At 57.9% G+C, this 20473-nt stretch carries 19 protein-coding genes and 1 pseudogene; 11 read left to right on the top strand and 9 right to left on the bottom strand.

The features are described 5' to 3' along the window. From FS819_RS15105 to FS819_RS15090, 4 genes are all read right to left on the bottom strand, one after another. Positions 1-558: a GNAT family N-acetyltransferase gene (locus FS819_RS15105; RefSeq protein ID WP_156548033.1), complete on the bottom strand. Its 558-nt coding sequence runs from the start codon at positions 556-558 to the stop codon at positions 1-3. Between the two features lie 129 nt (positions 559-687). Continuing rightward, a complete protein-coding gene (locus tag FS819_RS15100) occupies positions 688-1458 on the bottom strand; it encodes a Bax inhibitor-1/YccA family protein (protein ID WP_070164290.1) in 771 nt (256 codons plus the stop codon). A 188-nt stretch (positions 1459-1646) separates the two neighbouring features. Then, a complete protein-coding gene (locus tag FS819_RS15095) occupies positions 1647-4193 on the bottom strand; it encodes an ABC transporter permease (protein ID WP_156548032.1) in 2547 nt (848 codons plus the stop codon). Then, the gene (locus FS819_RS15090; RefSeq protein WP_234624550.1) at positions 4190-4906 is read right to left on the bottom strand and encodes an ABC transporter ATP-binding protein; all 717 of its coding nucleotides are present in this window, start codon (positions 4904-4906) and stop codon (positions 4190-4192) included. The genes FS819_RS15095 and FS819_RS15090 overlap by 4 nt, the downstream gene beginning before the upstream one ends. A gap of 254 nt (positions 4907-5160) precedes the next feature. On the opposite strand from FS819_RS15090, the gene FS819_RS15085 reads away from it, so the two are divergent. The 7 genes from FS819_RS15085 to FS819_RS15055 all read left to right on the top strand — a co-directional run bounded on the left by FS819_RS15085 (position 5161) and on the right by FS819_RS15055 (position 9869). Then, complete coding sequence (locus tag FS819_RS15085; protein ID WP_234624577.1) at positions 5161-5769, top strand: arylesterase; 609 nt, start codon at positions 5161-5163, stop codon at positions 5767-5769. 66 nt (positions 5770-5835) lie between these two features. Continuing rightward, positions 5836-6423 (top strand): RNA 2',3'-cyclic phosphodiesterase, encoded by a 588-nt coding sequence (gene thpR, locus FS819_RS15080; RefSeq protein ID WP_156548030.1) that lies wholly within the window; start codon positions 5836-5838, stop codon positions 6421-6423. 115 nt (positions 6424-6538) lie between these two features. Beyond that, the gene (locus FS819_RS15075) at positions 6539-6841 is read left to right on the top strand and encodes a 4a-hydroxytetrahydrobiopterin dehydratase (protein WP_156548029.1); all 303 of its coding nucleotides are present in this window, start codon (positions 6539-6541) and stop codon (positions 6839-6841) included. 94 nt (positions 6842-6935) lie between these two features. Further along, positions 6936-7361, top strand: coding sequence for a YkvA family protein (locus FS819_RS15070; protein ID WP_197434108.1), 426 nt, complete (start codon positions 6936-6938; stop codon positions 7359-7361). 281 nt (positions 7362-7642) lie between these two features. After that, positions 7643-8152, top strand: coding sequence for an invasion associated locus B family protein (locus tag FS819_RS15065; RefSeq protein WP_015917432.1), 510 nt, complete (start codon positions 7643-7645; stop codon positions 8150-8152). A gap of 298 nt (positions 8153-8450) precedes the next feature. Next, the gene (rlmN, locus tag FS819_RS15060) at positions 8451-9629 is read left to right on the top strand and encodes a dual-specificity RNA methyltransferase RlmN (protein ID WP_409049890.1); all 1179 of its coding nucleotides are present in this window, start codon (positions 8451-8453) and stop codon (positions 9627-9629) included. Positions 9630-9644: 15 nt separating this feature from the next. After that, a complete protein-coding gene (locus FS819_RS15055) occupies positions 9645-9869 on the top strand; it encodes a hypothetical protein (RefSeq protein ID WP_015917430.1) in 225 nt (74 codons plus the stop codon). Between the two features lie 160 nt (positions 9870-10029). On the opposite strand, the gene FS819_RS15050 is transcribed toward FS819_RS15055, so the two are convergent. The 3 genes from FS819_RS15050 to FS819_RS15040 all read right to left on the bottom strand — a co-directional run bounded on the left by FS819_RS15050 (position 10030) and on the right by FS819_RS15040 (position 12562). Next, positions 10030-10671, bottom strand: a complete 642-nt coding sequence (locus FS819_RS15050) for a LysE family translocator (RefSeq protein WP_156548027.1) — start codon at positions 10669-10671, stop codon at positions 10030-10032. An 81-nt stretch (positions 10672-10752) separates the two neighbouring features. Continuing rightward, positions 10753-11568, bottom strand: a complete 816-nt coding sequence (locus FS819_RS15045) for a hypothetical protein (RefSeq protein ID WP_156548026.1) — start codon at positions 11566-11568, stop codon at positions 10753-10755. A 139-nt stretch (positions 11569-11707) separates the two neighbouring features. Then, on the bottom strand, positions 11708-12562 hold the full coding sequence (locus FS819_RS15040) for an SDR family NAD(P)-dependent oxidoreductase (RefSeq protein ID WP_156548025.1): 855 nt from the start codon (positions 12560-12562) through the stop codon (positions 11708-11710). 336 nt (positions 12563-12898) lie between these two features. On the opposite strand from FS819_RS15040, the gene FS819_RS15035 reads away from it, so the two are divergent. Continuing rightward, a complete protein-coding gene (locus FS819_RS15035) occupies positions 12899-14122 on the top strand; it encodes an argininosuccinate synthase (RefSeq protein ID WP_070164297.1) in 1224 nt (407 codons plus the stop codon). Between the two features lie 52 nt (positions 14123-14174). On the opposite strand, the gene FS819_RS15030 is transcribed toward FS819_RS15035, so the two are convergent. Further along, positions 14175-15353, bottom strand: coding sequence for a multidrug effflux MFS transporter (locus tag FS819_RS15030; RefSeq protein ID WP_156548200.1), 1179 nt, complete (start codon positions 15351-15353; stop codon positions 14175-14177). Positions 15354-15531: 178 nt separating this feature from the next. On the opposite strand from FS819_RS15030, the pseudogene FS819_RS15025 reads away from it, so the two are divergent. Further along, positions 15532-15888, top strand: a pseudogene (locus FS819_RS15025) (transposase domain-containing protein); the annotation flags it as partial. A gap of 12 nt (positions 15889-15900) precedes the next feature. Here the strand turns inward: FS819_RS15025 and FS819_RS15020 are convergent. After that, complete coding sequence (locus FS819_RS15020) at positions 15901-16407, bottom strand: GNAT family N-acetyltransferase (RefSeq protein WP_156548024.1); 507 nt, start codon at positions 16405-16407, stop codon at positions 15901-15903. 172 nt (positions 16408-16579) lie between these two features. Between FS819_RS15020 and FS819_RS15015 the strand changes: the two genes are divergently transcribed. Both FS819_RS15015 and FS819_RS15010 read left to right on the top strand, forming a co-directional pair. Then, positions 16580-18664, top strand: a complete 2085-nt coding sequence (locus FS819_RS15015; RefSeq protein WP_156548199.1) for a M3 family metallopeptidase — start codon at positions 16580-16582, stop codon at positions 18662-18664. A gap of 128 nt (positions 18665-18792) precedes the next feature. Then, positions 18793-20373: an alkaline phosphatase D family protein gene (locus FS819_RS15010; protein ID WP_156548023.1), complete on the top strand. Its 1581-nt coding sequence runs from the start codon at positions 18793-18795 to the stop codon at positions 20371-20373. Positions 20374-20473: the final 100 nt, after the last annotated feature.

Below are 20473 nucleotides of genomic sequence, written 5' to 3'. Positions count from 1 at the left end.
TCACCCTTTGAACAGGCTGCCGGGATAGGTTTTTTCGTCGGGCAGGGTTTGGTTACCCTCGCCAAGCGCGCGTTGCATGAAAACGGTGTCGAGCCAGGTTCCGTGTTTGAAGCCGGAGCCATCGATACCTCCGGCATGGTAAAATCCCAGACTGCGGTGGACGCCGATCGAGGCGGGATTAGCGCCGCCGATCACGGCGATCATCTGCCGGAAACCCAGTGCCGTGCATTGCGCCACAAGATCGGCCAACAGCGCCTTGCCGATCCCCTTGCCCTGGGCTGCCTCTGCCAGATAAATCGAATCCTCCACCAGAAAGCGATAGGCGGGTCGAGTGCGAAAGGCCGAGGCATAGGCATAGCCGAGCAGGCTGCCGTCACCATCCTCCGCGACGATATAGGGATAGGATTGAGAGGTAATCGTTTCCATCCGGTGCGCCATCTCAGCCTCGTCGGGTGGCGTGATTTCATAGCTTGCCTTTCCGGTCAGAATGGCATGCCTGTAAATCTTGGTGATGCGGGGGATGTCGGCTGGGGTGGCTGCGCGGATTTGCACGGGCATGGGACTTTCTACGCTGAGAAACAGTGTAGATTCCCGTCTTGCATAGCCAGACGCTTCCGGCAAGACGGCGCATGAAAAAGGGCGACCCGAAGGCCGCCCTAATGTGATCCTGTTGCTGGTATCCGCCGGTTAGCGACGGTCGCCCATGAAGCGCAGCATGAACAGGAACAGGTTGATGAAGTCGAGGTAAAGGGTCAGCGCACCCAGGATAGCCTTGCGGCCAGCCGTATCGGCACCATCCTGCTCGAAATACATTTCCTTGATCTTCTGCGTGTCGTAGGCGGTCAGGCCTGCGAAGATAACGACGCCGATAGCCGAAACAGCAAAGGCGAGCGCCGAGGACTGCAGGAAGATGTTGACCAGCGAAGCGATGATCAGGCCGAACAGGCCCATGATCAGGAACGAACCCATCGCGCTCAGGCTACGCTTGGTGGTGTAGCCATACAGCGACAGGGCGCCGAACGAAGCAGCCGTGACGAAGAAGGTCTGCACCACGCTCTGGCCGGTATAGATCAGCAGGATAGACGACAGCGACAGGCCGACCAGACCGGCATAGACCAGGAAGGTGGTGCGGGCCGCCGATACGCTCATCGACTGGATCTTGAAGCTCAGGAAAAATACCAGACCGATAGGAGCCAGCATGATCACCCACTTCAGCGGGCTACCGTAAATGGCAGCGCCAAGGCTGGTGAGCAAAATGCCGTTGCCGAACTGTCCGACGGCCTGCGATGGGTCGGTCGTGGTGGCAAGCATGGCGATCACGTAAGCCGCAACGCCGGTAATCGCCAGTCCAAGACCCATCAGGTTATAGACCTTCAGCATGTAGCTGCGCAGGCCTTGGTCGATCATCTCGGCCGAACCTACCCCAGTACGCGCCTGATAATTGCGAAAATCAGACATGGTTTCCTCTCATTAAGCCCCGGATTGTTCACGGTGCGGGACAGTGTCCCAAGCGCCGCTGCGGGGCTCCAGCATGCGTAGCGTCAATATGGGAGCAATAACGCTATAGAACAAGGGCTTTTGCGTTAAACCTCGGTAATGTAGCCCATGGTCATCCAGTTCGGTTAACGGCCAAGGCCCCATCCCTGTCAGAGTTCTCGCAGAACCGGCGCTGCCTTCTGCCCCAGAACCCGCCATGTTCCGGCAAGGCCGATGCCGATCGTCGTCACCAGCGCCAGCGCGACTGTGGAAACGGCGACCCCGGGCAGGAAGCTGGCGGGCAGTTTCATGATCTGGCTGACCACATACCAACCGGCAACGCTTCCGGCCAGCAGCGCGAAAATCGCCGTGGCAAGGCCAAGCAGCAGATATTCGTAGGTAAAGGCGCGGATCAGCATTGGCCGCGTTGCTCCCAGCGTTTTCAGCACCACCGCATCATGGGTACGGCCCCGATTGCCTGCTGCAAGCGCACCCGACAGCACCAGAACGGAGGAAATGAGGGCGATGGCGGCGGCGGCCCGGATGGCAACGGCCAACTGGCCGACCAGCGAATTCACCATATCCAGCGCATCCTTGACCCGCACGCTGGTAATGGTGGGATAGGCCTTGGTGACGGCACGCAGGATGCTTGCCTCCTGCTGCGGGGTGGCGGATGGTTCGGTCAGGGTGGCGATCCAGGCATGGGGTGCGCCAGCAAAGGTATTGGGCGAAAACACCATGACGAAATTGATCGACAGGGATTGCCAATCCACCTTGCGGAAATTGGCGATTTTCGCGGTGATGGTGCGCCCAAGCACATTGACGGTTACCGTATCGCCCAGTTTCAGGCCCAGTTCGCCTGCTTCCTGGGCGGAGAATGACACCAGCGGTTCTCCCTTGTAATCTGGTGTCCACCATTGGCCCTCGGTCACCGTGGCATTTTTCGGCAGGTCGGTGGCATAGGTAATGCCCCGGTCGCCGCGCAGGACCCAACGGCCCTGCGGCGGCACGTTCATCTTGGCCACGTCCTGGCCATTGAAGGCGGTGATTCGTCCACGCAACATCGGCACTTCAACGACCTGCCCCTGCGGCGCCTCACGGGCAATGATCTGACGGAAATCATCGAGCTGGTCGCGCTGGATATCGACGAAAAAGAAATTCGGGGCTTTTTCAGACAGCGTTCCAGTGAGATTACGCCGCAGATTGCCGTCGATCATCGACAGCGTCACCAAAAGTGCAAGGCCAAGGCCAAGCGACAGAATGACCGAGGGCGTCAGCGCGCCGGGCCGATGGATATTGCCGACCGCCAGGCGAAGCGCAGGCGAGGGAAGCCGAGGGCTTTTCCGGGCAAGCGCTGAGACGCCATAAGCGACCAGCCGCAGCACTACGAAGCTGGCGGCCATGGCAATCAGGAAGAATATCGCCAGCCGTCGATCATAGGCGGTCAGGATCGCCAATGCGGCAAGGGCGAGGATGGCCAGCCCCGCCACCAGTACATATGGCCAGGAGGGCAGGCGGCGGGTCTCGAAACCCTGCTCGCGAAACAGCGCCGTGGCCGGCACTTGCCGCGCATGACCGAGCGGCATGACGGCGAAGGCCAGCGTGGTCAGCCCGCCAAACAGCAGGGCCAGCAGCAGGGAGCGTGGGTAAATGGCGAAATCCGCCTGGATCGGCAGGAATTGCGCCAGATAATAGCTGGCGATCCATGGCGCGATGGCACCGATGGCAAGCCCCAGCGCAATGCCGATACTGGCGACCATCAGGATCTGGAACAGATAGACCATGACGACGACGCTAGCCGGTGCGCCAAGGCATTTCAGCGTGGCGATGACGCTACGCTTGCTGTCGAGAAAGGCGCGCACCGCATTGGCGACGCCGACACCGCCGACAATCAACGCCGTCAGCCCGACAAGTGTCAGGAATTGCGAAAACCGGGTGATATTTTCGGTCAGGTTGGGTGCTGCCCGGTCGCTGGTGCGGATCGACCAGCCTGCATCGGGAAATTGCTGCTTTGCCTGATCCTGAATGACAGGCAGCGAGGGGCTGCCGGGTTTCAGCCTGATTTTGTAGACATGTTCGACCAGGCTGCCGGTCTGGATCAGGCCGGAGGCGGCGAGCGCTTCGCCGCTGGTAATGACACGCGGCGCAAAGCCGAAGCCTTCCGAAATGGCATCTGGCTCAGTGGTGATGGTGCCGGTAATCACCAGCCGGGCGGAGCCGACCAGCAGGCTATCGCCGATCTTTATTCCCAGGCGGTCGAGCAGCAAAGGGGCTGCGACCGCACCATAAGCGTCGCCGGTTTTTGTCAGCAGCCCCGCCAAAGGCTGATCGGGTGTGGCGACGAATGTGCCGTAGAGCGGATAGGCGCTATCAACCGCCTTGATTTCCGCCAAAGACTGATCGGAGCCATCCGGCAACCGGGCCATGGAGCGCAGGCCGGTGGACGCAGAGATGGTGCCGAGCCCTTGGAGGAAGGCGCTCTCCGCCGCATTGGCCTCCCGGTTGTTCAACTCGAACCTGATGTCGCCGCCCAAGAGCGACTGCCCCTGGCTGGCGATGGACCGGGTAATTGAAGTGGAGACGGAATTGACTGCGGCAATCGCCGCTGTGCCAAGTGCGATACAGGCGAGGAAAATATAAAATCCGCCAAACCCGCCGCGCATTTCGCGGGCGCTGAGACGCAAGGCGGTTCTGAGACGTTGCAAAAATCCGCTCATGCCGAAACGGTCTCGTCGGCAAGCGACTTGCCCGCTTCATCGCCCGGCTCGATCTGGCCGGAGCGAACGCGGACCTGCCTTGAGCAGCGACCGGCCAAGGCCGTGTCGTGGGTAACCAGAACCAGCGTTGTCTTGCGCTCGGCCTGTTTGGCAAATAGCAGATCGGCAATCTGCCGTCCGGTTGCGCCATCCAGATTGCCGGTCGGCTCATCGGCAATCACCACGGCGGGCGAGGGGGCAAGGGCGCGGGCAATAGCCACTCGTTGCTGTTCGCCGCCAGACAATTGGCCGGGATAATGGGTGAGCCGCTCGCCAAGGCCGACGGCGCGCAACTCGCGGGTGGCAATGTCGAAAGGATTTTTGACATTGGCCAGTTCCAGCGGCACAGCGACATTTTCCAGCGCCGTCATATTGGCGATCAGGTGGAAGGACTGGAAGACGATGCCGATATTGCGGCCGCGAAAATCGGCGAGCGCATCTTCGCTCAAGCCATGCAGCGCAGTGCCGTTGATGTGGATTTCGCCGCTGTCCAGCCGTTCCAGCCCGGCCAGCACCATCAGCAGCGTCGATTTTCCCGAACCGGAGGGCCCGACAATGCCAATCGATTCGCCTTCTGAAATATCCAGGTCCATGCCTTTGAGGACGTGGACCGAGGCTGCGGCATTGCCAAGGGTGAGATCGGCTTTTCTGAGCTGAATGATGGTTTGTCTCACGCGGTTTTCGTCCTATATGAGGTTCAAGGTCTTTAACGCCTTGGCGATGTCCGGTCGGGCATCATGATCGTCTACGCGAATTTAGGAAAGCCATCATGGGTTTTAAACCTGTCCCCCTTCAATTCGCCGTCATAGGGCTGGTTGGTCTGCTGACAACTGGCTCTTTTGCCGTACCCAGTCTGGCGCAGGAACAGGCTCCGCAAGGCCAGCCAGCGGAACAGTCCATGCCTGACCAGCCTTTACAGGACCAGTCCATGCCAGAGGATGCGACGGGGGATACACCGGTGGCGGAAGCGCAAGTGCAATTGATCGGGCTAGGCGACAGCCTGATGGCCGGCTATCAGCTTCAGGGCGATGAGGCCCTGACGAGCCAGCTGGAAAAAGCCCTGCATGACAAGGGCATGAATGTCAGCATCGGCAATGCCGGTGTGTCCGGCGATACCACGGAAGGCGGGCTGGCGCGGGTCGACTGGTCGGTGCCTGACGGTACGCAGGGCGTTATTCTGGAGCTTGGCGCCAATGATGCGCTGCGCGGTATCGCGCCGGAAGAAAGTGAAAAGAACTTATCTGCGATTATCGAAAAATTGCAGGCCCGCAAGATCGGCGTGCTGTTGGTGGGCATGATCGCGCCGCCCAATATGGGCGCGGATTATGCCAAAAGGTTCAATCCGCTCTATCAGCGTCTGGCTGAAAAATATAAAATTCCGCTCTATCCGTTTATCCTCGATGGTGTCGTAACCGACTCCACGTTGAAACTGGGCGATGGCATGCATCCCAATGCCAAAGGCGTGGGGGTGATGGTCGAGCGTATGCTGCCCGCCGTCCAGAGTTTCGCGAAAGGTTTGGAGGATAAGGTCAATTAACGACTTGCTTACACTTTGCAAGCATGATTCGTTGTTAGCATCTGCAAAAGATTCGGGGAGCTCTCCATGCCGAGATTGTTCACTGCCCTCGAAATTCCGCGCAACGTGGCCTTGAGCCTGTCTTTGCTGCGCGGCGGGCTTCCGGGAGCCCGATGGATCGATGTGGAAAATTACCATATCACCCTTCGGTTCATAGGCGATATCGACGGGCGAACCGCCGATGAGATCGTCGATAGGCTGGATCGCATCGACCGGCCGGAATTCCAGCTCAGCCTGAACGGTATCGGTTCCTTCGGGTCGAAGAAACCGCATTCCATCTGGGCAGGCGTCACGCCACATCCGCAAATGACGGCGCTCCAGGGCGAAATTGAGCGAATCTGCCAGAGAGTGGGGCTGCCGCCCGACCCCCGAAAGTTCACGCCGCATGTGACGCTGGCGCGGCTGAAGTCATCAAGACTGGATGACGTTGTACATTATCTGTCAGGGCGCGGTAATTTCCAGACCGCGCCCTTTTTCGTTCCAAGATTCGTGCTGATGTCCTCCAAGGAATCGGTGGGGGGTGGCCCTTATCTGAAGGAGGAAATCTTCCCCCTCTATGAAGAGCGCTCAGAGGTCAGTTTTTCAGACCATGCCGAGCATTCGCTGAACGGATAAGCCCAATCTGAAAGCGGACGTCGAAGGAACTTTTTGGGCTCGAATGGCTTGTCTGATGAGCGCTTCTCGCCATGTCGGCGAGTGATATGCTGCGGCGGCCAGATTGGAATTGATCATGCGATATGAACGACTTGCGCCGGAGGCGGTTCCGGGCGCTCTGCGCGACCTGGATGGATGGAGCCTGTCTGAACAGGGCGACGCGATCACCAAGGAATTTTCCTTCGACGATTTTGCCCAGGCCTTCGGCTTCATGACGGAATGCGCCATCATTGCCGAAAAAATGGGCCATCATCCGGAATGGTTCAATGTCTACCGGCGGGTGGACGTAAAGTTGACCACCCATGATGTCGGCGGATTGACCGGGCATGATCTGAAGCTGGCAGCTGCCATGGACCAGGTCGCAAAGCGGCGCGTTTGACAGAAACACTCATCATTCCCATATCAGGGTCCATAACCGGATTCACATCCCAAGGTGGAGAGTGAGAAAGAGGCAGGTCATGGTCGAAGCGAAACTGGACGATGTGAAGATTGGTGAAATTCTTCTGCCGGGCGATGAAGCCCAACAGCAAAAGCAGCAGCAGAAGCTGAACCGGACCTTCTGGCCGAAGATGCGCAAAGCCATTCGCCACATTCCGTTTAGCCGGGATGTGATTGCCGCCTTCTATTGTGCGACGGATCGCCAGACCCCACTTCGGGTGCGTGGTATCCTGCTTGCAGCCCTTGGCTATTTCGTCCTGCCCTTTGATGCCATTCCCGATATGCTGGCCTTTGTTGGCTTTACCGACGACATTGCCGTGCTGACGACAGCGCTGGCGATGATCAACGGTCATATCAAGGAACGTCATTACGATGCAGCCGATGCCGTCTTGGCCGATGATGGCGATCTGGTGCACGGCGAAAAAAAAAGCGCACCACAAGGGCAGGCTGAACGGGGCTGAATGCGACATTTTCAACTCTGGCGCCAGTCTCTTGTGCCATAGTCCAATTCCTGCCTGATTCCTTGTGTTCTACCAGAGGGCCGGTTGATCTGCCGGTGCCTTCAATCTGTACCATTTTCGGAAAAGGACTGACTGGAAGCATGGATTTGTCGGCTATAAGCTGTGCATTTCATGTCTCGTTGACGGTTTGGTAACCAAAATTAAGTCAAATTGAATGAGGTTTCGAGGCTGGACACGAGACTGGTTGTCTTGGCGTCCGACGAAAAAGCGGCAGGAAGAAAATGTTTGTAAAAAGAATCGCAACCGCAGTCGCAATCATGCTGGCATTCGCAGATGTGGCCGCGGCGCAATCGCCAAGCCCGACGCGGATCGAGCAGTTCAAGGCTTGGGGGGCTTATTCCTACAAGTCCGGCAACAGCACGGTCTGCTATGTGCTATCGGTGCCGACCACGAAGGAGCCGCCTTCCGTCAATCACGGCGATATTTTCTTCATCGTCTCGCAGCGTCCCGGCCAGAACATTTCCTACGAGCCGCAGGCGATGATGGGCTACACGCTGAAGACCGGTTCCAAGGTGACGGTGAAAATCGACGCCAAGAGCTTTACGATGTTTACCAAGGATAGTGCCGCCTGGGTGGAAAATGCTGCCGAAGAGCCGGCTTTGGTGGCCGCGATGAAGGTCGGCAAGACCATGAGCGTTCAGGCCGTTTCCGGTCGTGGCACGCCAACCAATTACGCTTATTCGCTCCAGGGTATTTCCGATGCCTTGAAACGCATTGAAAAGTGCAAATAACATTTTCTTCATGATGCGACGAAGGCCGGGTTTTCCGGCCTTTTTGCGTTTTGGGATGACGTCGCGGCATTTTGATGATAAAGGCCCGGCGAATGCGGTCTTGAAGGCCGCCGCGCCGTTGTCTGCTGATGATGGGGCGTTATCGATTTCTTGCACACAGCAAAGTTGAAAAATAGAGTGCGAAGGCCCGCGTCATTCTATGGCTGCGAGGCTGTCGATCACTCGGTTTTGATGAGGTTAAGTGATGGCTGCCACGGAAATTATCATCGAGCGGACGCCCCAGGCGCGGCCCGCCGCCATGGCTGGTGCCACCAAGCCGACCCTGATCGGTCAGACCCGCGAGGAAATGGGCGACATGCTGCGCGAGATCGGCGTCGCCGACAAGCAGGTGCGGATGCGTGTTGCCCAGCTGTGGAACTGGATCTATGTGCGCGGCGTCTCCGATTTCGACCAGATGACCAATGTCGCCAAGGACATGCGCGAGAAGCTCAAGGCGCATTTCACCATTGCCCGACCTGAAATTGTCGAGGAACAGGTGTCTAATGATGGCACCCGCAAGTGGTTGCTGCGCTATCCGCCGCGTGGTGCCGGGCGTCCGGTCGAAGTGGAATGCGTCTATATTCCGGAAGAGGGCCGGGGAACGCTCTGCGTTTCCAGTCAGGTCGGCTGCACGCTGACCTGCACCTTCTGTCACACCGGCACGCAGAAGCTTGTGCGCAACCTGACAGCGGAAGAAGTTCTGTCGCAACTGTTGTTGGCCCGCGACCGGCTGGGCGATTTTCCCGACCGCGATGCGCCCGTTGGCGCGATGGTGCCGAATGAGGGCCGCAAGATCACCAATATGGTGATGATGGGCATGGGCGAGCCGCTTTATAATTTCGAAGAAGTGAAAAAGGCGCTGCTGATCGCCTCGGATGGCGATGGATTGTCGCTGTCCAAGCGCCGCATCACGCTTTCGACCTCCGGCGTGGTGCCGGAAATCTACCGCACCGGCGATGAAATCGGCGTGATGCTGGCGATTTCGCTGCATGCGGTGCGCGACGAATTGCGCGACCTGCTGGTGCCAATCAACAAGAAATATCCGCTGAAGGACCTGATCGAAGCCTGTCGCAATTATCCGGGCCTGTCCAACGCCCGGCGCATTACCTTCGAATATGTGATGCTGAAGGATGTGAACGACAGTCTTGAGGATGCCAAGGGCCTGATTCAGCTATTGAAGGGCATTCCGTCCAAGATCAATCTCATTCCCTTCAATCCGTGGCCCGGCACCAATTACCAGTGTTCCGACTGGGACCAGATCATGAAATTTGCCGATTTCATCAATTCGGCAGGCTATGCCTCACCGATCCGCACGCCGCGCGGCCGTGATATTCTGGCCGCTTGCGGGCAGTTAAAGTCTGAATCGGAACGGATGCGCAAGACCGAACGTCTGGCCTATGAGGCGATGATGATCGTTGGCCATGGTGAAGACGACTAAGAGCGAGGACGATTGATGGAAATTGCCGTTCGCAATGAACGAACCAAGTTGACGGCAACCTATATCAATGGCGTTGCCATCGCGATTTTTGCCGTTGGAGGTTTTGCGCCGGTGATTTCTACGGTCAATAGTGGCCATGGGCCGAACGGAAATCTTGCGCTTGTGTGTTCCATTTGCATTTTAGCGTCTGTGGCATTACATTTGTTAGCGCGGAAGATATTGAAAGGTCTGAAGCCATGAGCACAGAGCAATTTCTGACAATGTTGATCATGCCTGTCGGCGGATTGATGATTGGCTTTTTCATGCTCTTCATCACCCGCAAAGACCGCATTGACGCTGAGAAATCGCGCAAACACGTTCATTGATCTTCGGTATCGCGCCTTTTTAGACGCATCCTCTGTCATCGCGCCTCGGTCATCAGGATCTTGGCGGCAAAGACTGAAAAGACACCTGCAAAGGTGTAATCCATTCCCCTCAGCACTTTCGGATTGCGTTGCAGCCAGCCAGCCAGCTTGTCGGCGGCCAGCACGATGGCGACCGTGATGGGGAGCGACACCAGCATGAACCAGAAACCGAGGAACAGCAGCTTGCCCGTGACATGAGGGTCATGGGCGGTGACGAATTGCGGCAGGAAGGTCATGAAGAAAATGATGACTTTCGGGTTGAGCAGATTGACCCAGATGCCATTGAGAAACGCCGCCTTCACGCTGCCCTTTGCGCCCGCTTCAGGCGTGGCAACGAATTTCGAGCCGTGACGGATCGCCTGGAAAGCGAGCCAGGCCAGATAAGCAGCCCCACCGCTTTTCAGGATCAGAAAGGCGGTGGGCGAAGCGACAATCAGGGCAGAGACCCCGAAAGCCACCAGCATCGTATGGACTGCAATCCCGAGATTGGTGCCGATCAGCACGGCAAGACCCGCCGCCTTGCCATCGCGCAATGCACGGCTGATGGAGAGTGTCATGTCCGGCCCGGGTGTGGTCGCCAGCAATAGGCAGGCGGCGGTAAAGGCTAGAAGGGTCGGCAGGCCCGGAATGAAGGTCATGACTATCTCGCATGGCATAAGAAGAGGGTTCGCGGGCCATGTTACGATCCGCGATCCCTTTTCAGCAAGCCGATGCGAGGCTTATTTTTGCTCTCTGGTGGTTTCCAACTGTGACGGATGGACCAGTTTCACCCGTTTTTGGGGATGAATGCCGAAGACCTTTTCAAAATCGGCTGCCCCGAGAAGGTCCGCGGCCTGATCCAGCATGTGCTGGTTACGCGCGTTGATCAGGTCTATGGAAGGTGCTGCCGTGCCTGGCAGGTCCATTGCCATGTAGGATGCAACAGCCTCTCGCAAGTCCAGCAGTTTTTGCAGCTTTTCGGGCTGGTCGCCCAGTGTCTGGCGGGCATGGTCGAGAAAATCGTCTGGCAGGTCGCTCATCGCATCCTCTTCCCGGATCGCTCCGCTGGTCTCTCCCGCTGTGCAGGTGGTGATATTCTTTGCCCATGCTGCCTTGCGGGTGCCATAGGTACCATAGAGAAAGGTACTCAAGGCATATCCGGCTGCGCCCTTGACGGTCAAAGGTGCTGTGGTTGCCGTTTTCGTCGCATATAGCACTTGGTTGGCAATCTGATGGCACACGCCATTCACACCATAGACCAGAATGGTTCCGTTCGGCGGTGAATTGGAAAGCGATCCCTCGACATTGGGTTCGACAAGGCAGCTGGCGATGGCGGTGTTGCCGTCCTGCTGGGCAAGCAGGCCGGTTGGATAATCATCCGTGGAGCCGGTGGCGTGAAAATCACCCCAGCAATACCAATAGGTTTGCCCGGCCTGTGTCACCGCATCGATTGTCGCATAGGTGTCAACCCTGTTGTTATAGGTCGTGACCCAGGTGTGATCGAGAGGATTGCCTTCGAAAAATGCGGGATTAACCCAGGCGTAAAAAACAGTCATTGAAACACCTCCATAAGAATGAAGATATCGATACACGCATAACGCGAAACTTTAAATAGAATTATTGTAAATGCAGTAGGGCCGTGACAGATTTCGGGAGCCACCTGTCACGGCCTGACGCTTAAGACATAAAGGCCATTCAGCCTTTCAGATGCGCCTTGAAGGCCTCTTCATAATCCGGGTGCCAACGTGACAGCGGCGGACGGTTTTCAATGATGTCGCCAGCGGCCCAGGCAATGCGCTTTTCATCGACGGCCCGTTGCACATCGTTGTCGGGGCAGAGAATGTAGAAATCGCCGCGTTTGAGGCTTTCCAGCATGAAATCCACCGTCTGTTCCGGGGTCCAGGCCGTGTCGGGTTTTGTCACCCGCTCACCGGCTGTCAGACCGGTGAAGACGAAGCCGGGAATCAGCAGATGGGCGCTGACATTGCAGTCCGGTGTGTTGCGCAGTTCATGCTGCAAGGCCTCGGTGAAGGCTTTGACGCCGGCTTTGGCAACATTGTAGGCGGGGTCGCCGGGCGGGGTGGTGATGCCCTGCTTGGAGCCGGTATTGATGATGATGGCCGGGTCCTTGTGGGCGATCATATCCGGCCCGAACACCCTCGTGCCATGGATGACGCCCATCAGGTTGACGGCAAACACATTGTCCCAGTTGACCTGTGGTCCGAACAGGCTGCTGCCCGGCTGGATGCCGGCATTGTTCATCAACAGGTGGACACGCCCGAAGCGTTGAAGCACGGCGCGCTCCAATGCTTCCAGCTCATCCAGCTTGCTGACATCTGTCTCGATGGCGACGATATCGCTCTCCGGATTTTCCGAGACTGTTGCGACTTCGCTGCGCGCATGGGCAAGCGCGTCCCCACCGAGATCGGCGAGCACGACGCACATGCCCTGGCTGGCGAAAGCCTTGGCGGCGGCAAGGCCGATGCCTGAGGCTGCCCCGGTGACGACCGCGACCTTGCCCTTGGCAATTACCGATTGAATGTCGGTCATGTCTTGCTCCTTTGATCGTTTGAACGCGGTCCTTGATCGAGAATGACGAACCGCTCCAATTCTACCGTTTCTATGCAATTCCTGGCTGAAATACTTGATATTACCCGTGGAATTGTCGCAATGCTGACCATCGGCATATGGGACTTGCTGCGTCCAAGTCAAATTTCAAGTCAAATCCGGGTCGGTGTTTTCAGACCGGCTTTGCCTGTCCGGGCTCGCCTTGTGCGATTGTGCGAGGGCTTCACCCTTGCATGACGCGCCAATCCAGCTAAAAGTGCCTCCAACCCGAGGAGGCCCGGTTCAGTGGCCTCGCCCAGACACACGGACTTCGCACTCATGGTACTTCCGAAAGACGTCAAAAAGGTCGTTCTCGCCTATTCCGGCGGTCTCGATACCTCGATCATCCTGAAATGGCTCCAGACCGAACTCGGTGCTGAAGTCGTGACCTTCACCGCCGATCTCGGCCAGGGTGAAGAGCTGGAACCAGCCCGCAAGAAGGCGGAAATGCTGGGCATCAAGGAAATCTTCATCGAGGATGTCCGCGAGGAATTCGTCCGCGATTTCGTCTTTCCGATGTTCCGCGCCAATGCCGTCTATGAAGGCGTCTACCTGCTCGGCACCTCGATTGCCCGGCCGCTGATTTCCAAGCATCTGATCGAGATTGCCAAAAAGACCGGCGCTGACGCCATTGCCCATGGCGCGACCGGCAAGGGCAATGACCAGGTCCGCTTCGAGCTTTCGGCTTATGCCTTGAACCCTGATATCAAGATCATCGCGCCCTGGCGTGACTGGGCCTTCAAGAGCCGCACCGATTTGCTGGCCTTTGCCGAACAGAACCAGATCCCGGTCGCCAAGGACAAGAAGGGAGAAGCGCCGTTCTCCGTCGATGCCAACCTGTTGCATTCCTCTTCCGAGGGCAAGGTTCTGGAAGATCCTTCCCAGGAAGCACCGGAATATGTGCATATGCGCACGATTTCGCCGGAAGCCGCTCCCGATAAGGCGACCGTCATCAAGGTCGGCTTTGAAAAGGGCGATGCCGTGTCGATCAACGGCGTGCGGATGAGCCCGGCGACGCTGCTGGCGGAACTCAACACCTATGGCCGTGACAACGGCATTGGCCGTCTGGATCTGGTTGAAAACCGCTTCGTCGGCATGAAGAGCCGTGGCGTTTACGAGACCCCCGGCGGCACCATCCTGTTGACGGCGCACCGCGCCATCGAATCGATCACGCTGGATCGTGGCGCTGCTCATCTCAAGGATGAGCTGATGCCGCGCTATGCCGAGCTGATCTATTACGGCTTCTGGTTCTCGCCGGAGCGTGAAATGTTGCAGGCGATGATCGATAAGAGCCAGGAACATGTCGAAGGCGAAGTGACGCTGAAGCTCTACAAGGGCAATGTCATGGTCATCGGCCGCGAATCGCCAAAGTCGCTTTATTCCGACCAGCTCGTCACTTTTGAAGACGATCAGGGCGCCTATGACCAGAAGGATGCGGCAGGCTTCATCAAGCTCAATGCACTTCGCCTGCGCACGCTGGCCAAGCGCAATCTCGGCAAGTAATCATAGGATTTGAAAGATTTGAAACCGTCGCCGGGAGACTGGCGGCGGTTTTTTATTGGACCTGTTTCCAGGCACGAAGGAAGCCGAGATAGGCGACAATCGCCATCAATTCCATCAGGGGAATGATGGTCCCGAAGGCGGTCAGCGGATCGCCAAGCCAGGAAGCGGCAAGCCCGCCCAGAAAACCGCAGCTCATCTGCACGAAGCCCATCAGGGCCGCAGCCGAGCCCGCCAGTTTTGGATGCGGCAACAGACCTGCGGTGGAAATGTCGGGAATGACGAAGGCCATGCCGAAGGCGCAGACGGCGACCGGTCCCATGATGGTGAGATAGGTTGGCGTCAAAAGATGGGTGGACAAAAAGATCAGCAATCCACCGCAGCCAGCCAGCGCCAGCCCGAAGCGCAGCGCCTGACCGGGCCGCAAATGGCTTGATATCAGCCGCAGCGCCACTGAACCGGCGAAATAGGAGCCAGTCTGCATCAACATGCCAAGACCGAATTGCGCGGGCGACAGCCCGACCTTGTTGATCAAAACGAAGGGCAACATTGTCGATTGCGCATAGAGCGCGCCGACACAGCCGCCCAGAACCAGGGCGGAGAACAGCACCCGCCGGTCGGCCATCAAGGTCGCGTAAGAGGCGATAAGCCGGGCCGGGCGAATCATCTGCCGGTCTGGCACTGCCGTTTCCGTCATCAGAATGGCGACCGTGATAATGCTGACCACGCCGAACCCGACCATCAGCAGAAACACCGATTGCCAGCCGAAGGCGACAAGGCCCAATCCGCCGACGGTCGGCCCCATGGCCGGTCCGATGGCCAGCATAATGCCGATCATATTGATGATCCGAGACGCCTGCTCCCCGACGAACTGGTCGCGGACCATGGCGCGCGACACCGTGACCCCGACGGATGCGCCGATCCCCTGAATGATGCGCCCGGCCAGCAGCAATTCCACCGTCGGCGCAAAGGCGGCGGCCAGGCTGCCGATAAGGTAGATGCCAAGAAAGCCCAGCGTCGCATTGCGTCGTCCGAACGCATCCGAACAAGGGCCGGACAGCAGTTGCGCGCAGGCAAAGCCCGCGAAATACAGTGACAGGCTAAGTTTGATGGCCGCATCCGTGGTGGAAAAGGCATGGACCAATTGCGGCATGGCGGGGGTGTAAATCGCCATGGACAGCGGACCGATCATCGTCAACAGCGCACCAAGCAGGGAGGTGCGGTTCTCGCTCATCCGGGACGGCGGCGTGGCGGATTTCGTCATGGGGCGGGGACATATTCAACGGGCATGGATCACTGGTAAGCCAGCCTGGGCGCAATTGAAATGAAAAATCCTTCGGGCGGTGGCCGGTCATTGCTATCGGAGATCCCACTGAGACCCAAGGGTGACAGAGGAATGTAGTGCTATCTGCGTAGCAACCAATTCCCCGCTTGGCGAGGCTCTGGCTTACATCGCCAAATACTGGGACAGTCTGAAGCTCTCCCTGACTGGTGGGCGCATCGAGATAGAAAACAACAGCGTCGAGCGCACCATCCTACCGATTGTGCTGAACCGGAAGAACACGCTCTTTGCAGGACGGGATGCGTGAGCCGAGAGTTGGGTGACCATCGCCTCCCCCATTGAGACCTGCAAACTCAACTCCGTTGACCTACAGGCCTATCTGACCAGCACACTCAAGGCCATCGCCAACTGCCACAGGCAGAGTCGGATCGATGAACTACTCCCCTGGAACTTTGGCCCCAATCGCAATAGCGAAGCCGCGGCTTGAGATCCGAAAACGCTAACCGAGCAGGCGACGCACCATCATGACGTCATCAATCTCTTTGCCATCATGTAGAAAGCCACCAGGAATCCGACCAACCTCAGAGAAGCCTTCCCGCAGGTAGAAACGTATTGCCGCCGGGTTCTCCGCACTCACAGCCAGTTCCAACTGCAAAATCCCGATGTCACGGGCATAATCTGCAACCGTATCCAGGAGATTCCGGGCAAGGCCCGTTCCACGTAGGTTCTTACGCACATAAACCATGATAATAGTGGCACGATGAGCCATTTTGCTCGCACGTTGGCGTAGCAACCCGATTATGCCCACAGGCTCATCACCCCGAAACGCAATAAAAACCGGATCATGCAGACGCTGCTGCCATTCGTTGACAGACAGTGAAACCCAGTCCTCATAGCTGCTTGCATAGAAGGATGGTTCAGAGCGAAGCGCTTCCAGGCGAATGCGTCGAAATGTGTCCACTTGGTCTGCCTGAATACGCCTGATCGCTATTGAGCTTCCGTCCATCAGTGGCCTCCTAGAATATACAGGCAAAGCCAATACACGCGATTCAATTCGATGCAATAAAGACTGGCCGATAATATCAGAGCATGGCCCAGTAACAGCGCCTGCCGCAGGGGTGACAATGACGGGAGTGATCGCCTATATCTTTGTCATTGATGAGAAGGATTGCTTCGTGATGACATCTCCAGACCGTAATCTTGGCCCCAACGGCGCCTTTGCCACCGTCACCGACTGGAATGGGCCGCATGGCCTGCCGAATTTCACCGCCATCGCCGATGAGGATTTCGCCCCGGCCTTCGATATGGCGCTGGCCGAACACGACGCTGATATCGACACCATCGCCAATTATCCGTCGGAGCCGACATTCGACAACACCATCGTCGCACTGGAGATCGCCGGTGACGGGCTGTCGCGGGTCTCGGCGCTGTTCTGGAACAAGGCCGGTGCCGATACCAACCAGGTCATCCAGGCGCTGGAGCGCGAGATCGCGCCGAAAATGTCGCGTCACTATTCGAAGATCAGCATGAATGCCGCGCTGTTTGCCCGCGTCGATGCCCTGTGGGAAAAGCGCCACAGCCTGGGCCTGACGCTGGAGCAGACCCGGGTGCTGGAACGCCACTGGAAAGGTTTCGTCAAGGCAGGCGCCAAGCTCGCCAAGCCCGAGCAGGAGCGGTTGGCAGCGATCAATGAGCGGCTGGCCAGCCTTGGCGCCAATTTCGGCCAGAACGTGCTGGGCGATGAGACCGATTGGGCATTGCCGCTGACCAGCGATGACGAGCTGGTGGGCATTCCTGATTTTCTGAAGGATGCGATGGCCTCTGCCGCGCAAGCCCGTGGCAAGGGGGAAGCCTATGCCGTGACGCTGTCGCGCTCGGTCATCGTCCCCTTCCTGACCTTTTCCGAGCGGCGGGACCTGCGCGAGACCGCCTTCAAGGCCTGGGTGGCGCGTGGTGAAAACGGCGGTGAGCGTGACAACCGCGCCATCGTTACCGAAACCCTGGCGCTTCGGGCTGAAAAGGCCAAGCTGTTGGGCTACAAGAATTTCGCGGCCCTGAAGCTCGACAATACCATGGCGAAGACCCCGGAAGCAGTGAATGGCCTGCTGATGCAGGTCTGGGAACGCGCTGTCGCCCAGGCGGCGATCGAAGAGCAGGAATTGGCGGACCTGATTGCCAAGGACGGCAAGAATCACGCGGTTGCGCCCTGGGATTGGCGTTTCTATGCCGAGAAGCTGCGCTCCGAGCGGTTCAATTTTTCGGAAGCCGAACTGAAGCCCTATCTGCAACTGGAAAAAATCATCGAAGCCTGCTTTGCCGTGGCGCAAAAGCTGTTCGGCATCACTGCCGTGCCGCTGAACGATGTGAAGGGCTATCACCCCGATGTGCGGGTGTTTGAAATCCGTGAGGCGGATGGCACGCTGAAGGCGCTGTTCCTCGGCGATTATTTCGCCCGGTCCTCGAAGCGCTCCGGAGCCTGGATGAGTTCTTTCCAGTCGCAGCACAAACTGGCCTTGAAGAACGGCATGCAGGGCGAATTGCCCATCATCTACAATGTCTGCAATTTCGCCAAGCCTGCCGAAGGCAAGCCAGCTCTTCTGTCGCTGGACGATGCCCGCACGCTGTTTCACGAATTCGGCCATGCCCTGCATGGGATGCTGTCTGACGTCACTTACCCGTCGGTATCAGGCACGGCGGTGTCGCGTGACTTTGTGGAACTGCCCTCGCAGCTCTATGAACATTGGTTGACGGTGCCGGATATCCTGAAAACCTATGCCGTGCATTACCAGACCGGCGAGGCCATGCCGCAGGCCTTGCTCGACAAGGTTCTGGCAGCCCAGACCTTCGATGCCGGGTTCGATACGGTCGAATTCACCTCATCGGCGCTGGTCGATATGGCGTTTCACACCCGGGAAGATCAGGTGGCCGATCCGATGGCGGTGCAGGCCGAGATTCTCCAAAACATTGGCATGCCAGCTTCCATCGTCATGCGTCATGCGACGCCGCATTTCCAGCATGTGTTTTCCGGCGACGGCTATTCGGCTGGCTATTATTCCTACATGTGGTCGGAAGTGCTGGATGCTGATGCTTTCGAGGCTTTCGAGGAAACCGGCAATGCCTTCAATGCTGATATGGCTGCACGCTTGAAGGACAATATTTATGCCATCGGCGGTGCAGTCGATCCGGAAGAAACCTACAAGGCCTTCCGTGGTCGCTTGCCGAGCCCGGAAGCGATGTTGAAGAAGCGCGGGCTTGCGGCATAAGCTCTTCGGCTGCTGCGGCAGGAAATTTAACGAAATTGTCACGCTGCGGTTAAGCGCCTGACATGTCTCTCTGTTTGGCTCCGACGTCGGTTCTGTTGAACCGGCGTCGTTTTCCAGGGAGAGGTTTGATGTCCACATCCTTCAAGGCGCTGAGCCGCCGTTCGTTTCTTCTCGGCACCAGTGCTGCCGGGCTTGCTGCCGGGTCCGGTCTGGCGCTGCCGTTTTATGCACGCGCGGCGGACCGTCCTGTTTTCACCCACGGCGTCCAATCCGGCGATGTCGATCTGAATTCCGGGATGATCTGGACACGGGTAGACCGCCCTTCGCGGATCATGATGGAATATTCGACCACTGAAAGCTTTGCCAATCCTGTGCGTTTGCCCGCCCTCAATGCGCTGCCGGACAGTGACTATGCCGTGAAGTGGCTTTTGGCCGACCTGCCTGCCGACCAGGAGATTTTCTATCGGTTCACGGCTGCTGATCTGTCTCATATCAACAGTGTTTCCGAGCCAATCACCGGTCGGTTCCGCACTGCACCCGCCTCCAGGCGCGATGTCCGCTTTGTCTGGTCGGGTGACACGGTGGGCCAGGGCTGGGGCATCGATGAAACCGGCATGAAGACCTATGCCACCATGGCCAAGCATCAGCCAGATTTCTTCCTGCATTCCGGCGACACCATTTATGCGGACGGTCCCCTCAAGGAAGAGGTTGATCTGAAGAATGGTGCCAAGTGGAAGAATGTCATCGTCACCGAAGAAAAGCGCAAGGTGGCCGAAACACTGGACGAATATCGCGGCCAGTGGAAATACAATATGATGGACAAGAACGTGCTGGAACTGTCGGCAATCTGTCCAACCCATTACCAGTGGGACGACCATGAAGTGCTGAACAACTGGTCGTCGGGCAAGGATTTGACCGCCGACAATCGCTATACCGAGAAGTCCATTGCTCTGCTGTCGGCGCGTGCTGCCCGTGCCTTCCATGAAATGACACCGATCCGCTATACGCCTGCCGAGCCGGGCCGGGTTTACCGCAAGATTTCTCATGGTCCGCTGGTCGATGTGTTTTTCCTCGACATGCGCAGCTATCGAGGTTCCAATCACGACGGCATGGAAACGGTGCAGACGCCGGAATCGCGCATCCTCGGGGCCGAGCAGGTGGCCTGGCTGAAGCGGGAACTGACCAATTCCAGGGCGACCTGGAAAATCATTGCCGCCGACATGCCTTTGGGGTTGGTCGTCTGGGACGACTTTCTCAACAAGAAAGGCACGGAAGCCGTGGCGCAGGGCCATAATGGCGAGCCGCGTGGCCGCGAGCTGGAGATTGCCGAACTGCTGCGGCATATGAAGACGACAGGCATTCGCAATACCGTCTGGCTGACGGCGGATGTGCATTACACCGCCGCCCATTATTACAATCCCGACAAGGCGGCTTTTCAGGATTTTGACCCGTTCTGGGAGTTTGTCTCCGGTCCCCTGCATGCGGGCACGTTCGGGCCGGGCGACCTCGATATGACATTCGGGCCGGAGTTGAAATTCGTCAAGGCGCCGACCGCCGAGCAGGGCCAGAACCTGCCGCCATCAGCGGGTCTTCAGTTCTTCGGCATCGTTGATGTCGATGGCCAAAGCGAACAGCTCTCCGTGCGCCTGATGGACCGGGACGACAACGAGCTCTATAAGGTCGTGCTTGACCCGGTGCGCAGCGCCTGATTCTGCGGTGAAAATGCGGCAGAGCGTCATCAAGACGCTTTGCCTCTTTCGCAAATGCAAAAAACAGGGTATGAGCGCCCCAAAGTAACAGGCGCGGTCT

Source organism: Allorhizobium sp. Av2 (assembly GCF_021462805.2).
GTDB lineage: Bacteria > Pseudomonadota > Alphaproteobacteria > Rhizobiales > Rhizobiaceae > Allorhizobium > Allorhizobium vitis_G.
The sequence above is the reverse complement of the archived record's forward strand: the minus strand, read 5'-3'. Positions and strand labels throughout refer to the sequence as shown.

What these genes read in the sequence shown, in the direction of transcription:
- FS819_RS15105 (WP_156548033.1), bottom strand. Translation starts at nt 558, where the DNA reads ATGCCCGTGCAAATCCGCGCAGCCACCCCAGCCGACATCCCCCGCATC.
- FS819_RS15100 (WP_070164290.1), bottom strand. Translation starts at nt 1,458, where the DNA reads ATGTCTGATTTTCGCAATTATCAGGCGCGTACTGGGGTAGGTTCGGCC.
- FS819_RS15095 (WP_156548032.1), bottom strand. Translation starts at nt 4,193, where the DNA reads ATGAGCGGATTTTTGCAACGTCTCAGAACCGCCTTGCGTCTCAGCGCC.
- FS819_RS15085 (WP_234624577.1), top strand. Translation starts at nt 5,161, where the DNA reads ATGCCAGAGGATGCGACGGGGGATACACCGGTGGCGGAAGCGCAAGTG.
- thpR (WP_156548030.1), top strand. Translation starts at nt 5,836, where the DNA reads ATGCCGAGATTGTTCACTGCCCTCGAAATTCCGCGCAACGTGGCCTTG.
- FS819_RS15075 (WP_156548029.1), top strand. Translation starts at nt 6,539, where the DNA reads ATGCGATATGAACGACTTGCGCCGGAGGCGGTTCCGGGCGCTCTGCGC.
- FS819_RS15065 (WP_015917432.1), top strand. Translation starts at nt 7,643, where the DNA reads ATGTTTGTAAAAAGAATCGCAACCGCAGTCGCAATCATGCTGGCATTC.
- rlmN (WP_409049890.1), top strand. Translation starts at nt 8,451, where the DNA reads ATGGCTGGTGCCACCAAGCCGACCCTGATCGGTCAGACCCGCGAGGAA.
- FS819_RS15055 (WP_015917430.1), top strand. Translation starts at nt 9,645, where the DNA reads ATGGAAATTGCCGTTCGCAATGAACGAACCAAGTTGACGGCAACCTAT.
- FS819_RS15050 (WP_156548027.1), bottom strand. Translation starts at nt 10,671, where the DNA reads ATGACCTTCATTCCGGGCCTGCCGACCCTTCTAGCCTTTACCGCCGCC.
- FS819_RS15045 (WP_156548026.1), bottom strand. Translation starts at nt 11,568, where the DNA reads ATGACTGTTTTTTACGCCTGGGTTAATCCCGCATTTTTCGAAGGCAAT.
- FS819_RS15040 (WP_156548025.1), bottom strand. Translation starts at nt 12,562, where the DNA reads ATGACCGACATTCAATCGGTAATTGCCAAGGGCAAGGTCGCGGTCGTC.
- FS819_RS15035 (WP_070164297.1), top strand. Translation starts at nt 12,899, where the DNA reads ATGGTACTTCCGAAAGACGTCAAAAAGGTCGTTCTCGCCTATTCCGGC.
- FS819_RS15030 (WP_156548200.1), bottom strand. Translation starts at nt 15,353, where the DNA reads ATGAGCGAGAACCGCACCTCCCTGCTTGGTGCGCTGTTGACGATGATC.
- FS819_RS15020 (WP_156548024.1), bottom strand. Translation starts at nt 16,407, where the DNA reads ATGGACGGAAGCTCAATAGCGATCAGGCGTATTCAGGCAGACCAAGTG.
- FS819_RS15015 (WP_156548199.1), top strand. Translation starts at nt 16,580, where the DNA reads ATGACATCTCCAGACCGTAATCTTGGCCCCAACGGCGCCTTTGCCACC.
- FS819_RS15010 (WP_156548023.1), top strand. Translation starts at nt 18,793, where the DNA reads ATGTCCACATCCTTCAAGGCGCTGAGCCGCCGTTCGTTTCTTCTCGGC.